Here is a 15,340-nt window from a genome sequence, read left to right as displayed (position 1 = left end):
AAATAACGATGATTACTGCAAGCTTAGTAAAAGAATTACGTGAAAAAACCGGTGCAGGCATGATGGACTGCAAAAAAGCATTGACCGAAACAGATGGCGATCTTGAAAAAGCGGTAGACTGGCTGCGTGAAAAAGGGATTGCCAAGGCAGCGAAGAAAGCGGGCAGAATCGCAGCGGAAGGCTTGAGCCGCGTAGCGGTGGAAGGCAATACCGCAGTGATCTTCGAAGTGAACTCGGAAACGGACTTCGTAGCGAAGAACGACCAGTTCTTAGATCTGCTGGAAACACTGAAAAATGCGTTCTTACAGGCAAAACCGGCTACTTTGGAAGAAGCGCTGCAAGTATCGGTAAACGGTGCGAGCGTAGAGTCGCTGATTACTGATGCAACGGCGACGATCGGTGAGAAGATCACGCTGCGTCGTATTGAAACGGTAACAAAAGCCGATGATGAAGTATTTGGCGCTTATATGCACATGGGCGGTAAGATCTCCGCATTATCCGTATTAAAAGGCGGCAATGAAGAGGTTGCCAAAGACGTTGCGATGCAGATCGCTTCCATGGCACCGAAATACATTTCTCAAAGCGATGTACCGCAGGCAGATATGGATCATGAACGCGAAGTGCAGATGGAAATCATGAAAAATGATCCGAAAATGGCCGGCAAACCGGAAAAAGTGCTGGAAAACATCTTAAACGGTAAGATCACCAAGACGTTCAAGGATTACTGTTTGAATGACCAGGAATTCTTTAAGAATCCGGATCTGAAAGTGTCTCAGTATGTAAAAGAGAACAAAGCAAGCGTTGTTTCATTTGTACGCTTTGCCGTAGGAGAAGGAATCGAAAAGAAAGAAGATAACTTTATCGAAGAAGTAATGAGCCAGGCATTCGGCAAATAGTCGAAAAAATGAAAAAAGAGTACCGCTGGATCCATGTACTCTTTTTTTTAGGGAATTGCGCAAAAAGTGAGAAGTAATAGTTTTGGTATCATCTAAAATCTGTTATAATGTCTAGTAGAGAAAACAAAGGAGAACAATATGTATAAACGTGTGCTATTGAAATTAAGCGGTGAAGCGCTGTCTTCGCCGGGGAATCCATTTGATCCGAAGGTGCTGCGTAATTTAGCGGCGGAACTGAAGGAATGTGCCGCACTTGGCATTGAGATCGCGATTGTGGTCGGCGGCGGTAATTTCATTCGCGGGAAGATGGCAGAGCAGATCGGTATTGAACGGGTGCAGGCTGATTATATGGGCATGTTGGCGACGGTCATCAATGCACTGGCGGTACAAAGCGCATTAGAGCAGGAAGGTGTGCCGACCCGGGTGCAGACCGCAGTGGAAATGCAGAAAGTGGCGGAGCCTTTTATCGTAAGGCGGGCATTGCGTCATTTGGAAAAGGGACGGATCGTGATCTTCGGTGCCGGTACCGGCAATCCTTATTTTTCTACTGATACGACGGCGGCGCTGCGTGCCAGTGAAATCCGTGCTGATGTGATCTTAATGGCGAAAAACGGTGTAGATGGTGTCTATAATGATGATCCTCGCACCAATCCCAATGCCACCAAATATGATCGTTTGACGTATATGGATCTGATTCAGCAGGGACTGACGGTCATGGATACGACTGCTACTTCGATGTGTATGGATAATGATATTGACTTGGTCGTATTTAACATGAATGAACGCGGTAATATATTAAAGGCAGTGCGCGGTGAGATCGCAGGCACTGTTATTTCAAAAGAATAGGAGAATAAGATATGGAAATGATTTTATTGAGTGCAGAAGAAAAGATGGAAAAGGCAGTTGCTTCCTTAGAAGGCGCACTGAAGACCATTCGTACCGGTCGTGCCAATCCGGCGATTTTGGATCGGGTCAGCGTATCCTATTATGGCAGTGAAATGCCATTGAACCAGTTGGCGGGCATTTCCGTAGTAGAAGGACGCCAGTTAGTGGTAAAACCATACGACAAAAGTGTTCTGAAAGAAATGGAACGCGCGATTTCCATGTGTGATCTGGGAGTGGCGCCGCAAAACGACGGTGATGTGATCCGCATCAATATTCCGCCATTGACCGAAGAACGCCGTAAAGAATTTGCGAAGGATGCGCATAAATTCGGTGAAGAAGCAAAAGTGGCGATTCGTATGGCAAGACGCGACGCCAACGATGCGATCAAGAAAAATAAAGAGTTTACGGAAGATGAAGCGAAACAGGGACAGGAAGAGGTACAGAAATTAACGGATCGCTACATCAAGAAGATCGATGAGGTCGTAGAAGCAAAAGCCAAGGAAATCTTATCTATCTAGGAAATAAAGATCGCTGATGCGGTCTTTTCTCTTGAAGCAAGGCAAATGGGAAAAGAAAGTTTTTTATGTAAAAACATCCGCAAATGCGTGTGAAATAACTGGCGCACAGTGATAAACAGTTGCCATCGGACGTAAATTGAATTATACTTAAGATGTTATTTTTAGGAGTGATGGTATGGAACAGGCGAAGATGCCAAGACATCTTGCAATCATAATGGATGGTAATGGCAGATGGGCGAAAAGCAAGGGATTGCCGCGGACTGCCGGACATAAGCAGGGAGCAGAGAATATTCGTAAAATTGCGATCGCATGCAATGAACGAGGCATTGAAGCTTTGACCCTTTATGCGTTTTCCACCGAAAACTGGAAACGGCCTGAACAGGAAGTTGATTATTTATGTAAATTGCCGCGCTTTTTCTTTGAGCGGTATTTGAAGGAATTGATTGAGAATAATATACAGGTGCGCTATTTGGGAGAAGTCGAGCGATTTCCTGCCGATACCCAGAACGTCATTTTATCAGCGGTGGAAAAAACCAAGCACAATACAGGATTAAAACTGTGTCTGGCTGTCAATTACGGGTCAAGACGGGAAATCTTATTAGGTGTGAAACAGTATGCGAAGGAAGTGCTGGAAGCCAAAACGATGCTTCCTTTAGAGGAAAGCGACTTTGCTCGTTATCTGATGACCAATGATCTGCCGGAACTGGATTTATTGATCCGTACCAGCGGAGAATACAGGATCAGTAATTTTTTACTGTGGCAGTTAGCTTATGCGGAATTGATCTTTACGCCGGTTTCCTGGCCGCAGTTTGATGAAGCGTGTTTGGATGAGGCGCTTGCGGAATTTAGAAAGCGTAACCGCAGATTTGGAGGATTGCAGGATGAGTAGTATAAAGGTAAGAGTGATTACTTCGTTTGCGATTATCGCCATAGTGATTCCCCCTTTAGTCTTAGGCGGGATCTGGTTAGATTTATTAGCGGCGTTTATCGTTTTAAGCGGCGGATATGAACTGCTGGGCTTGTCTGAAAATGTCAGGAAGTGGCCGAAATGGCTCATTCCCATGGAAATTTTATTTGTCTGGGCATTATTGTTTGGCGTATCAGAGAAACTGGCCTTTCCTTTGCTCGGCGTCATGGTGCTGCTTGCGATGAGCATGCCGGTCATTTCGAAAGCGGTCGATGGGCGTGATGTATTTTTGCTCAGTGTTTATTTATGTATCTTTTATTTATTCGGAATGAGCTTTTTGAAACTATATGCCAAAGATCCGCTGTATTTTTGGTTTATGGCGATTGCGACCTATCTGTGTGATACGGCAGCTTTCTTCTGCGGCTCCTTGTTTGGCAAGCATAAGCTGTGTCCGCGCATTTCTCCGAAAAAAACGCTGGAGGGAGCGATCGGCGGGTGGCTTGTGGCTTGCATCGGCGCCTTTCTGTTCGCATGCTGTGTGGATTTAGGCGGTTTTCCGCTGTGGGCGCGTTTGCTTGCTTCGATGATCTTGCCATTCAGCGCACAGATCGGTGATCTGGCTTTTTCGGCAATCAAGCGCTCCTATGGCATCAAAGACTTTTCTTCACTGCTGCCGGGACATGGCGGCGTATTGGATCGCATTGATTCGCTCGTCTTTAATTTTGTGGTCTTTTATGCGTTATTGGTGGTGATGGGCGTATGAAACGGGTCGTGATATTAGGTGTCAGCGGTTCGATCGGCATGCAGACGGTCGATGTGATCGAGCAGCACCGTGATCAGTTTACGATCGTCGCATACAGCGTCGGTCATAATATAGAGAGGCTTCATGAATTATTGAAGCGCTGGCCGATCAAAGAAGTTGCCGTTGCGAAAGAAAGTGATGCGATGGACTTGGCGCTGCGCTATCCCGATGTCAATTTCTATTATGGAAACGAAGGTCTTTGTCATTTGGCAACGCTTGCGCAGGCGGATATCGTCGTCAATGCCTTGGTGGGGTTTCGTGGGCTAAAGCCAACCCTGGCGGCAATCAAAGCGAATAAACATCTGGCTTTGGCGAATAAAGAATCGCTGGTGGCAGGAGGCGAACTGGTAAAGGAAGCCTTGCGTGCGTCCAAAGGTATCCTGTATCCGATCGATTCTGAGCACAGTGCGATCTTTCAGTGCCTGCAGGGCAATCAGACAAGTGAAGTGGAACGCTTGATCATTACGGCAAGCGGCGGCAGTTTTCGTGATCGAACGCGGGAGCAGTTACAAAATGTCAGCGTGGAGGAAGCGCTGGCGCACCCAAACTGGAAAATGGGCGGCCGCATCACAATAGATTCAGCTACGATGATGAACAAAGGCTTTGAAGTGATCGAAGCACATTATCTTTTTGATCTGCCTTATGAAAAAATCGATACGATCATTCATCCGCAAAGCATTGTCCACTCTTTTGTGGAGTATCGCGATCATGCCATTATGGCACAGCTGGGAACGGCAGATATGCGTATTCCGATTCAGTATGCACTAACGTATCCGCATCGTGAAACGATGAAACAGGACAATCGTTTGGATCTTGCGGCATTAAAGGAACTGACGTTTCGGGAAATGGATTTTAAGCGTTTTCCGCTGCTGGCGCTTGCTTATGAGGTGGGAAAACGAAAAGGAAACATGGGCGCGGTATTAAACGGTGCCGATGAAGAAGCCGTACGGCTTTTTCTTAATCATGAGATTACTTTTTTAGAGATCGAAGCAGCGGTAAAGAAGGCAGTTGATGAAGTGCCTTATATCGCTTCGCCGACGCTTGCGCAGTTAGAGCAAAGCGATGCTTTGGCGCGCGCGATCGTTCGTGCGTACAAGAAAGGAGCAAACGTATGAATGCGATCATAGCAGTACTTTCTTTTATCATCGTTTTGAGCATTATCGTCATCGTGCATGAATTCGGACATTTTGTCACCGCTAAAAAATTCGGCGTCTACTGCACGGAATTTTCCATCGGTATGGGACCGGCGATCTATCAGCGAAAAGGCAAAGAAACGACATTTTCGATCCGCGCTTTGCCGATCGGCGGTTATGTGCAGATGGCAGGTGAAGAAGGCGTAGATGTGGAAAATATCCCGGCTGAACGTACGATCAAGGGCATTCAGGTATGGAAGCAGGTCATCGTAATGGCGGCCGGTGCGATCATGAACGTGATCTTGGCTTATGCAGTATTTGTCGGAATTACGATGTATCAGGGAGCGATCGCTTTACCGGCGGATCCGATCATCGCGCAAGTGGAGGATGGTTCTGCAGCGGATAAAGCCGGTTTTGAAGTAGGCGATCATATTTTAGAAATGAAGCTGTCAAACGGTGAAACTTTCGTTCCGGAAACTTTTGATGAAATAACGGAACAGATGCAATACCATCATGGCAAAACGACTTTTTTGGTCGCGCGCAATGACAAAGAGATCACTTTGACGATGACCCCGACTTATCTAAAGGATAAGCAGATGTATTATATGGGCCTTGGAGCGGTGCAGAATATTCAAAAGATCAATGCATTTGAGGCGTTTTATTATGGTGGGGAAAAGCTGGTGGATTCCACCTCTGCGATCTTTACCGCATTGTCCAATATCGTAAAAGGCGTTGGCTTGGAAACATTAAGCGGACCGGTCGGTATTTTTCAGGTAACGGCACAGAGCGCGCAAAGCGGGTTATTGTCGCTATTGGCGCTGCTTGGCTTACTTTCCCTCAATATCGGGATCTTTAATTTATTGCCGCTGCCGGTATTGGACGGCGGGCGCATCGTTTTAGCGCTTTGTGAAAAGATCGCCGGACGAAAAATGAGTGAAAAGTTTGAGACGGGACTCATGATGGCAAGCATTTTCGTCTTGCTTGGCATTGTCGCATTTGCCACTTGGAATGATATTCTAAAAGTATTTGTATAGAAAAAGGATCGGTTGATTCTTTTTTTATGTGCGGAAATGACTCCGCACTGGATCAAAGCAAATGAAAAAAGGATCTGCCTGCCGAAGGCGATCCTTGCTTGTACGCTTTGTTATAGAAAGAAGATGATGGCGATAAAATGAGCGATGCTGGCGAAATTGATAAACAGATGCCAGACCATGTGGGTATAAGGTGTTTTCTTGGCATAGAAATAAACGCCGATCGAATACAGAACACCGCCTAAAACGATAAAGAACAAGAACAGCGACGACGCATTTTCTAAAAGAGTAGGCAGGAAGAATAACGCTGACCAGCCCATGATCAGATAAATCGCAACGGAGAAGATCGCATTGTCTTTGACCGGCAGCGATTTATACAAGATTCCCGCTAAAGTCATCGCCCATTGGATCACCAAGACCAAATAGCCTTGCCAACCGCCGATCAGACATAAGGCAACCGGTGTGTAAGTGCCGGCGATCGCCACATAGATAAAAATGTGATCACAGATGCGGGTAACAAATTTATGGCTGGTGTCAAAGGGCATCGTGTGGTAGAGCGCGCTGCCCAAAAACATCAGAAACAGAGAAATCAAAAATACCGAGACGCCGATGCTGCGCAAAGTCCCATCGATCTCATAAGCATAGACCGCACAGATCGGCAAGGCGATCAAGGTCAAGACTGCCATGACCAAATGCGTAACCGCATTTCCGACCTCTTCACCAAACGATAGTCGCTTCAGATTTTTTAATCCGCTCTTTCGCATGCTTCATCACCAGAATCCTTTTGAAATTAGTATAATCATAGCACAATTTATTCCAAATACAAAGGGAAATATGCTATACTATATTATGAGTTTTTATAAATGAGAATTAGGAGGGTACCTATGTTTCTGAAAAGAATCGAGCTGCAGGGCTTTAAGTCGTTTGCGGACAAAACGATACTGACATTTGATTCCGATGTGATCGGAATCGTCGGGCCCAATGGCTGCGGCAAGAGCAACATCAACGATGCGATTCGCTGGGTACTGGGAGAACAAAGCGTCAAGAGCTTGCGTGGAAACAGTATGAGCGATGTCATCTTTAACGGCAGCACGCAAAGAAAACCGGTACAGATGGCGGAAGTAACGCTCGTATTTGATAATTCGCGGCATTTGTTGAATATTGATTATGAGGAAGTGGAAGTCACGCGCCGTATTCACAGAGCCAGTGGGGAGGGCGAGTATTTTATCAATAAGACGCCTTGCCGTTTGAAGGATATCTTGAATCTGGTCATGGACACCGGATTAGGCAAGGATTCTTTGTCGATCATCACGCAGGGCAATATTTCCGCTTTTGCTGATGCGAAGCCGGAGGATCGCAGGGCGCTGTTTGAGGAAGCCGCCGGTGTGGCAAAATACAAGAAACGTAAAAACGATTCGTTAAATAAATTAAACCGCACACAGGAGAATCTGCTTCGTTTGGAGGATATCATTGCGGAGCTGGAGCGCCAGGTCAATCCATTAAAGCGTCAGGCGCAGAAAGCAGCAGTTTATTTGGAGAAGAAAGAAAAACTGGAAGCGATCGAGATCAGCGTGATCTGTGATGAGATCGAAACTTTACAGGCGAAACTGGAAGTGGCGAAACAGAAAGCCTTCGATCTGGATGGCCAGAAAGCGGTTCATGAAACGACAATTTCCGTACATGATGTAAAAAATGAAGAACTGCGTCGGGAAATGAGTGAGATCGATCATGAAGTGAACCATTTGCAAAATCAGTTTGTGAATATTCTCAATGAGATCAATACGCTGGAGGCCAGAAAGACCGAGCTGGATGAAAAACGCAAATATGCGCTGGAATCAGCGGGCAATCAGGAAAAGGCCAAAGAGCTGAAACGGATGCTGGAAGAGGCACGCTATGAATATGAGGATCGCCGCAAACGCATGCAGGATATGCGTACCGATCTGGAATTGATGCGCAAGAAACAGGAACAGGCAGAAAGTGAGATCGCAGCGTGTGAGGAAGAAACACAGCAGGCCTCCTTGCTGTTTCATCGCTTAAGCAATCGCCGGGATATTTTAGAAAACATCATTAAGCAGCCCTTTACCCATCAGATGGGGGTAAAGGCCGTTATGCAGGCGCAGACAACGCTGCATGGGGTAATGGGCGTCGTGTCGCAGATCTTTAAGCCGATGATGAATTATGAATCGGCAATCGGTTCGGCGCTTGGCGGTGCGCTTTATCATATCGTAACCGAAGATGAAACAAGTGCGCGTCATGCGATCACGTTCTTGAAGAAAAATCAGTCGGGAAGGGCGACCTTTCTGCCGATGAATGTATTAAAACCGCGTTATATCGGCAGGGATCATCGCATGCTCTGTGAGAACAGCGTCGGTTTTTTGGGAAGTGCGGCGGAATTTGTCGAAAATGAGCCGATCTTTGATCCGGTGCGCGATGCGTTATTGGGCAATGTGATCGTATGCGATAATCTAATGAATGCCAATGAATTGGCAAAACGATTGAAATACGGGTATAAGATCATCACTTTGGATGGAGATATCGTTCATCGCGGCGGCAGCATGACAGGCGGAAAACAGAAGGATAACCATTCGCCGATGCAGGTGCAAAAGGAATACAACCAGATCTTACAGCAGCTGCAGGGGCAGCAGATGAAGGTGGATCAGCTGCAAAATCAGTTGACTGCACTCGTTTCTCATAAGCGGCAGTTAGATGAGCAGATCGTGCAGGCACAGATCGCCTTGGCTAAGCTGCAGCCGATCGTCGATGCCAAACGGGCGAAATACGAGCGTTTACAGATCGATTATGAACAGGTGGCGCCTAAGGATGACACGGCTGAAGAAGCATTGATGCAGGATGATCTTGTGATTCGTCTAAGCGATGCGTACTCTATGAAAGATGAGATCGAACAGAAGATGAAGCAGAAGCGGGAACGCCGGATGAAGGCGGGCAGTGAAGCGGAACGCAATGATGCGATCATCAGAGAAAAGCGGCGTGAATTGAACCGGTTTCAAAACGAACAGCGCGAGGTGGAAGTGTCGATCGCTAAGCTGGAGACCAATTTGGAAAATGCGCTGATGCGGCTGAGCACGACTTATGAAATGACTTATGAGCATGCGGCGACATTAAAGCAGGATCTGGATATGGAAGCGGCGCGTAAAGAGGTCATGAGACTGCGCAGTGAGATCGCCGCACTGGGCAATGTGAATTTAGATGCACCGCAGGAGTATGAAGAAGTAAATAATCGCTATACATTCTATACGGCGCAAAAAGAAGAACTGGAAGAGGCAAGACGCAAGATCTTAAGTGCGATCGATGAAATGGATGAAGCGATGATCGTTCAGTTCAAAACGATGTTCGACAAGATCAATCAGGAGCTCAACGATGTGTTTACCGCGCTGTTTGGCGGCGGCAGAGCACGGCTGATCTTAGTGGATCCGGAAGATATCTTGCATACGGGCATCGACATTGACGTACAGCCGCCGGGTAAAAGCGTACAGAATATTCGCTTGTTCTCCGGTGGAGAGAAGTCATTGATCGCGATCTGTGTACTGTTTTCGATCTTGAAGGCGCGTACGATCCCGCTTTGTATTTTTGATGAAGTGGAAGCGGCGCTGGATCAGGCCAATGTCGAGCGTTTTGCGAAGTATATCGCACAATTCCGCGAAGAAAGCCAGTTTATCGTCGTTACGCATCGTCCCGGCACCATGGCGCAGTGTGATGCCTTATACGGTGTTACGATGCAGCAAAACGGCGTATCACAGTTGTTGAAGGTGCATTTGAAAGATGCGATAGAATTAGTGGATCACGGAAAGGAGTAGGCGCATGGGTATTTTTTCAAAACTGAAACAGGTCTTTTCCGCCAAAGAAGATGCAGATATTTATTTAAGCGGTCTGAATCGTTCTAAAAAGAGCTTTTCTCAGCGAATTCGTTCGCTTGCTTTGAATTTCAAAGGCATTGATGAGGAGTTTTTAGAGGAATTGATGGTGGTGCTGCTGGAAGCGGATATCGGCATCAAAACAGCGCAGAAGATCGTAGACCGCGTGGAAAATGAAGCGATGGATCGCAATCTCAAATCATTTGGGGAAATCAGTGAATGTCTGATCGAGCAGATGGCACAAATGTATGAAGAAAAGGGCGATGAAGCGATCAAGCGCAATGAAGCAGGACCGACAGTCATCTTGATGGTCGGGGTGAACGGCAGCGGCAAGACGACGACAACGGCGAAATTGACCAAGCGTTTACAAGAAGAAGGAAAATCGGTCGTGTTGGCGGCAGCGGACACGTTTCGCGCCGGAGCGATCGATCAGCTCGCAATGTGGGCAGAGCGCTTACAGGTTCCTTGTATCAAAGGGAAAGAGGGCGGCGATCCAAGTGCGACTTTAGTAGATGCCTGCCGTTATGCCAAGGAGCATGACTTGGATTATCTGATCGGTGATACGGCGGGACGCTTGCAGAATAAAGCCAATCTGATGAAGGAACTGGAGAAGATGCATCGGGTGATCGCACGCGAAATTCCCGGCGCACCGCATGAGGTATGGCTGGTCATTGATGCGACGACCGGACAAAACGGCATTGCCCAGGCACAGGTATTCTTAGATGCCTGTCATGTCAGCGGCATCATCTTGACGAAGATGGACGGCACTGCCAAAGGCGGCATCGTCTTTGCGATTCGCGATCTGCTGGGGTTGCCGGTACGCTACATCGGACTGGGCGAAACAGCGGATGATCTGCGGCCGTTTGATCTGGAAGCATACTTATACGGCATGTGCGAAGGACTTTTTGAAGAATGAAACAGTTGGAACAGATGAATGAACTGCTTGATGCCTATGGCGCATTGCTTACCCCTAGACAAAGAGAAGTGATGAGCTGCTGCTTTGAGGAAGATTTTTCTTTCAGTGAGATTGCGGAAAATTTTCAAATATCCAAAGCGGCAGTCAGCGATATGATCAAGCGCTGTGAACAGATCTTATATCATTATGAAGAATTGTTGCATCTTGTTGAAAAAAGTAAACAGCGGATGGAACTTTATGATAAAATAAAAAAGGACGCCGATGCAGGACTTTTGTCCTGTATCGAGCAGTTAGAAGCATTAGAGCGCGAATAAGCGCAGGAGGAAAAAAACGTGACGAAAATCATTAGTGTGAACGCCGGCAGTTCCAGTTTGAAATTTCAGTTGTTTGAAATGCCGGAAGAAACAGTGCTGACAAGCGGTTTAGTTGAACGAATCGGTTTTGAAGATGCGGTATTTACGATCAAGGTAAATGGAGAAAAGGTTTCTAAGACATTACCGATCTTAGATCATGAAAAAGCCGTATCGCTGCTTTTGGAAGCTTTGGTAGAACATAAAATTGTCACATCGCTTGATGAGATCAAGGGCGTAGGACATCGTGCGGTGCATGGCGGAGAAGCATTTGCGTCTTCTACGGTCGTAACGGAAGAAGTCGTTTCGATCTTTGAAGGCTTATCGGAGCTGGCGCCTTTGCATAATCCGGCTGGTTTGGTCGGCTATCGCGCTTTCCGTAAGAATTTGCCAAAGGCAGGACATGTCTTTGTATTTGATACGGCATTCCATCAGACGATGCAGCCATCTACCTACATGTACGCGCTTCCGATGGAATATTATCGCAACTATAAGATCCGTAAGTACGGTTTCCACGGCACCAGTCATATGTATGTATCAAGACGCTGTGCGGAACTGATGAACCGCGATCCGAAGGAATTAAAGATCGTAACCTGCCATTTAGGCAACGGAGCGAGCATTACGGCGGTAGACGGCGGCGTTTCGGTCAATACTTCAATGGGCTTTACACCGCTTGCAGGTATCATGATGGGAACAAGAAGCGGTGATATCGATCCGGCCGTAGTGACGTATCTGATGCGCAAGACGGGAATGGATGCCGATGAAGTGGAAAATGTGCTGAACAAGAAATCAGGCATGCTTGGCGTATCGGAATTATCCAGTGATGCACGCGATATCGAAGCCGGTGTGAATGCCGGCAATGAACAGGCGATCTTGACCCAAAAGCTTTATATCAACCGCGTCATCAATACGGTCGGCGGCTATATTGCGCAGATGGGCGGTGTCGATGCGATCGTCTTTACGGGGGGGATCGGAGAAAATGACAGTAAGATCCGCTTAGGCATTGCCAATGCATTAAATGGTGCCTTCGGGGTAAAGATCGATGCGGATAAAAATCAGGTGCGCGGAGAAGAAACGCTGCTTTCCACACCGGACAGCCGTGTTGCCCTGTGGCTGATCCCAACCAATGAGGAACTGATGATCGCCCGTGATGCTTATCGCTTATTGGACTTTTCATGATAAACTTTGAAACACTTTGCAAAGAGATCGAGCAGGCATCGCAGATCACCATTTTCCGCCATGTCCATCCGGATTGGGATGCGATCGGCGCACAGCTGGGATTAAAGACATGGATCAAAGAACACTATCCTGACAAGGCGGTGTATGCGCTGGGGGATCCTGGAACTTTTGTGCAGTATGAAGCGTATTTTGATCAAGTGGATGATGAAGCGATTGCTTCTTCTTTGGCGATCGTAGTCGATTGCGGCAATGCGGAACGGGTCGATGACGCCCGCTTTCAACAGGCCAAACAGATCATCAAGATCGATCATCATCCGCAGGTAGAGCATTATGGAACATTGGAGCTGGTCAATGAAAAGGCGGGGGCGACCTGTGAGATCATCGCCAATCTGTTTCGCTGTGCCGATATTGCTTTGTCACAAACCTGTGCTTCTTTCCTGTATCAGGGCTTATTGATGGATACCGCGCGCTTTTCCATCGCGACAACGACAAAAGACAGTTTTCTGGCAGCCGCTTATTTATGCGAAGCCGGCATCGATCTGCCTAAGATCAGTGAAGCATGCATTGCTTTGAAGCTTAATACTTATGCCTATGTTTCCTATCTTCGTTCTTGTATGCGTGTTTATAAAGATAAGATCGCCTATGCGATCATGGAACAGGAAGATTATGAAAAAATGGGTCTGAGCTTTGCACAGGCGAAGGAATTTGTCTATGTGTTTGCCCATATTGAGGAATTGTCAGTATGGACCTTGTTTACCAAAGAGCCGAATAGCGATTATTATAAAGGATCGCTGCGCTCCCGCAGTATGCAAATCAATGATATTGCATCCTGCTATCATGGCGGCGGCCATGCGTTGGCTTGCGGAGTATCGCAATTGACCAAGGATTCGATCATGGAACTGTTGGAAACCTTATATATACGCCTGATGAATGAGGCATAAGAATCACATTTCATTTTAAGAGGATTGCGGGAAAGGCGATCCTTTTGCTTTTGATCGGAAGACTTTTTATTATTAAGTCATCAGCAAGGAGGAAAGACATGCACCCTTATCAGATCGCTTTTTTTGATATTGACGGAACGCTGGTCGATATCGAGACGAAGCAAATATCGGAAAAGACCAAGCAGGCGCTGGTGCAGCTGCAAAAGCAAGGCGTGCTGCTGTATCTTGCGACCGGCAGACCATTTCAAAGCATACCGCACTTTGACTGGATCCGATTTGACGGCTGTCTGTGCTTTAACGGTTCTTATTGTGTCAGCGGGGATCAGGTCATTTATCAACGAAGCATTGCACATGAGGATGTGCTGCGCATCGTTGAGAATGCGAAAGCGATCCATCGTCCGGTTTCATTAGCCGGCGATAAAAGGATCAGCGCCAATGGAGTGGATCAAGATCTGTCTGATTATTTCGCTTTGTCTAAACAAAGGATTGCGCCAAGCGATGATTTTGAAGAAGCTTTGCAGGAAACGATCTATCAGATCATGATGGGCGCTGTACCGGCACAATTCGATGCGATCTTACAAGGAGTAGAATCAGCAGAAATCGTTGCTTGGTGGGATCGAGCGATCGACATCATACCCGCAAAGAGCGGGAAAGGAAACGCGGTACGGGCCATCCTGGCACACCATCAGATCGATGCGAGCAAAGCGATCGCATTTGGCGACGGTGAAAATGATATCGAGATGTTAAAAGCGGTAGGATGCGGCGTCGCGATGGGGAATGCCAATGCAAATGTGAAAGCGGCTGCGGATGATGTATGCAAAAGGGTCGATGAGGAAGGGATCTATACGTATTTGACGGCGCATCGTATCATTGATTGCTCTAAATAAATCCTATATGCTTCTCATCAGATACTTGTAAAAAACTTCCCGCTCACATGCCGGGAAGCTTTTTTCATATCGTTATCGTTTTACATCGTAACGGTCTTGATCGACAAAATACATCGTAAAGGTTGCCTGGGCGATCAGGATCTCTTTCTCATTGGTGATCCGCACGCCGATGACCGCTGTATGTCCGCCTTTAGAAATCACTTCGGCATGCGCCAAAAGCTTAACGCCGCTGCCGGCCTTGATGTAATTGATAGAGCCATTCAAAGTGACGACTGAATGGCCTCCATAGCAGCATGCCGCTCCCGCTGCCAGATCGGCAACGGAATAGATCGCTCCGCCATGCGCATAACCGTGCGGATTGAGAATGTTATCATCTATTATGATAGAAGCGATTGCTTCTTTTTCCTGCATCATTTCCACTTGCAGATGATTTTCCTTCAGGTAAGGACTGCTGTTAATGCGTTCCATGATTTGTTCTGTATTCATACCATCCCTCTTTTCAGGTAGCGATTATATCATAATTCTCATGTGAAATACAAGAAAATGTGATAGAATAAATAAAAATCAAAGGAGGTATCGGTATGAAGAAAATTGCGATTGCTTGCGATGGTGATGCAGTATCTTCTCATTTCGGGCACTGTGAGCAGTTTCAGATCTATGCGATCGAAGGAGAAACGATACAGTTGGCAGAAACGATCAGAAATGAGGGATTGGAACATGGAAGCATCCCGGCTTTGTTAGCAGCACATGGAGCAGAGGCGATCATTGCGGGAAGAATGGGACAAGGCGCTTATCAGCGTTTCATGGACAGTCATATGATCGTCAAAACCGGGGTCAGCGGCAAAGCGCTGTCAGCAGCGCAGGCTTATGCGAACGATACACTGGAAAGTGAACTTGTTTTCTGTACGCATCGCTATGATGAAACGCATCACTGTCACCATCAGTAAGATCATATCGAGAGCGATATGATTTTTTCTTGCCATTGATTGATAGAATATCGTCATCATGGTAAAATAAGAACAA

At 46.8% G+C, this 15,340-nt stretch carries 16 protein-coding genes; 14 read left to right on the top strand and 2 right to left on the bottom strand.

Annotation, left to right across the window (positions count from 1 at the left end):
• Positions 1-8 precede the first annotated feature (8 nt).
• From tsf to rseP, 7 genes are all read left to right on the top strand, one after another.
• Positions 9-896 carry a translation elongation factor Ts gene (gene tsf / locus C1712_RS03695; RefSeq protein WP_102266900.1) on the top strand — a complete coding sequence of 296 codons (888 nt, stop codon included), beginning with the start codon at positions 9-11 and terminating at the stop codon, positions 894-896.
• 138 nt (positions 897-1,034) lie between these two features.
• A complete protein-coding gene (gene pyrH / locus C1712_RS03690; protein ID WP_102266898.1) occupies positions 1,035-1,742 on the top strand; it encodes a UMP kinase in 708 nt (235 codons plus the stop codon).
• Between the two features lie 11 nt (positions 1,743-1,753).
• Positions 1,754-2,299 carry a ribosome recycling factor gene (gene frr, locus C1712_RS03685; protein WP_102266896.1) on the top strand — a complete coding sequence of 182 codons (546 nt, stop codon included), beginning with the start codon at positions 1,754-1,756 and terminating at the stop codon, positions 2,297-2,299.
• 175 nt (positions 2,300-2,474) lie between these two features.
• Positions 2,475-3,188 (top strand): undecaprenyl pyrophosphate synthase, encoded by a 714-nt coding sequence (locus tag C1712_RS03680; RefSeq protein WP_102266894.1) that lies wholly within the window; start codon positions 2,475-2,477, stop codon positions 3,186-3,188.
• A complete protein-coding gene (locus C1712_RS03675) occupies positions 3,181-3,969 on the top strand; it encodes a phosphatidate cytidylyltransferase (protein ID WP_245858052.1) in 789 nt (262 codons plus the stop codon). The genes C1712_RS03680 and C1712_RS03675 overlap by 8 nt, the downstream gene beginning before the upstream one ends.
• Positions 3,966-5,123, top strand: coding sequence for a 1-deoxy-D-xylulose-5-phosphate reductoisomerase (locus C1712_RS03670; RefSeq protein ID WP_102266892.1), 1,158 nt, complete (start codon positions 3,966-3,968; stop codon positions 5,121-5,123). The genes C1712_RS03675 and C1712_RS03670 overlap by 4 nt, the downstream gene beginning before the upstream one ends.
• On the top strand, positions 5,120-6,175 hold the full coding sequence (gene rseP / locus C1712_RS03665; RefSeq protein WP_102266890.1) for an RIP metalloprotease RseP: 1,056 nt from the start codon (positions 5,120-5,122) through the stop codon (positions 6,173-6,175). The genes C1712_RS03670 and rseP overlap by 4 nt, the downstream gene beginning before the upstream one ends.
• Before the next feature lie 110 nt (positions 6,176-6,285).
• On the opposite strand, the gene trhA is transcribed toward rseP, so the two are convergent.
• On the bottom strand, positions 6,286-6,936 hold the full coding sequence (gene trhA / locus C1712_RS03660; RefSeq protein WP_102266889.1) for a PAQR family membrane homeostasis protein TrhA: 651 nt from the start codon (positions 6,934-6,936) through the stop codon (positions 6,286-6,288).
• Between the two features lie 120 nt (positions 6,937-7,056).
• Between trhA and C1712_RS03655 the strand changes: the two genes are divergently transcribed.
• From C1712_RS03655 to C1712_RS03630, 6 genes are all read left to right on the top strand, one after another.
• Entirely contained in the window at positions 7,057-9,987 is a 2,931-nt protein-coding gene (locus tag C1712_RS03655) for a chromosome segregation protein SMC (protein ID WP_102266887.1), read from the top strand.
• A 4-nt stretch (positions 9,988-9,991) separates the two neighbouring features.
• Positions 9,992-10,960 (top strand): signal recognition particle-docking protein FtsY, encoded by a 969-nt coding sequence (gene ftsY, locus C1712_RS03650; RefSeq protein WP_102266885.1) that lies wholly within the window; start codon positions 9,992-9,994, stop codon positions 10,958-10,960.
• Positions 10,957-11,274, top strand: coding sequence for a YlxM family DNA-binding protein (gene ylxM, locus C1712_RS03645; RefSeq protein WP_102266883.1), 318 nt, complete (start codon positions 10,957-10,959; stop codon positions 11,272-11,274). The genes ftsY and ylxM overlap by 4 nt, the downstream gene beginning before the upstream one ends.
• A gap of 18 nt (positions 11,275-11,292) precedes the next feature.
• On the top strand, positions 11,293-12,489 hold the full coding sequence (locus tag C1712_RS03640) for an acetate/propionate family kinase (protein WP_102266881.1): 1,197 nt from the start codon (positions 11,293-11,295) through the stop codon (positions 12,487-12,489).
• The gene (locus C1712_RS03635) at positions 12,486-13,430 is read left to right on the top strand and encodes a DHH family phosphoesterase (protein ID WP_102266879.1); all 945 of its coding nucleotides are present in this window, start codon (positions 12,486-12,488) and stop codon (positions 13,428-13,430) included. The genes C1712_RS03640 and C1712_RS03635 overlap by 4 nt, the downstream gene beginning before the upstream one ends.
• A gap of 98 nt (positions 13,431-13,528) precedes the next feature.
• Positions 13,529-14,317, top strand: a complete 789-nt coding sequence (locus C1712_RS03630; RefSeq protein ID WP_102266877.1) for an HAD family hydrolase — start codon at positions 13,529-13,531, stop codon at positions 14,315-14,317.
• A 72-nt stretch (positions 14,318-14,389) separates the two neighbouring features.
• Here C1712_RS03630 and C1712_RS03625 read toward each other — a convergent pair whose 3' ends face one another.
• Positions 14,390-14,803 carry a PaaI family thioesterase gene (locus tag C1712_RS03625; protein ID WP_102266875.1) on the bottom strand — a complete coding sequence of 138 codons (414 nt, stop codon included), beginning with the start codon at positions 14,801-14,803 and terminating at the stop codon, positions 14,390-14,392.
• A 95-nt stretch (positions 14,804-14,898) separates the two neighbouring features.
• On the opposite strand from C1712_RS03625, the gene C1712_RS03620 reads away from it, so the two are divergent.
• Positions 14,899-15,264: a NifB/NifX family molybdenum-iron cluster-binding protein gene (locus C1712_RS03620; protein ID WP_102266873.1), complete on the top strand. Its 366-nt coding sequence runs from the start codon at positions 14,899-14,901 to the stop codon at positions 15,262-15,264.
• The last annotated feature ends 76 nt before the right edge of the window (positions 15,265-15,340 follow it).

Source organism: Massilicoli timonensis, assembly GCF_900199515.1.
In the GTDB taxonomy this organism is placed as follows: Bacteria; Bacillota_I; Bacilli_A; order Erysipelotrichales; family Erysipelotrichaceae; genus Massilicoli; species Massilicoli timonensis.
This window is presented reverse-complemented; position numbering and strand designations above follow the sequence as displayed.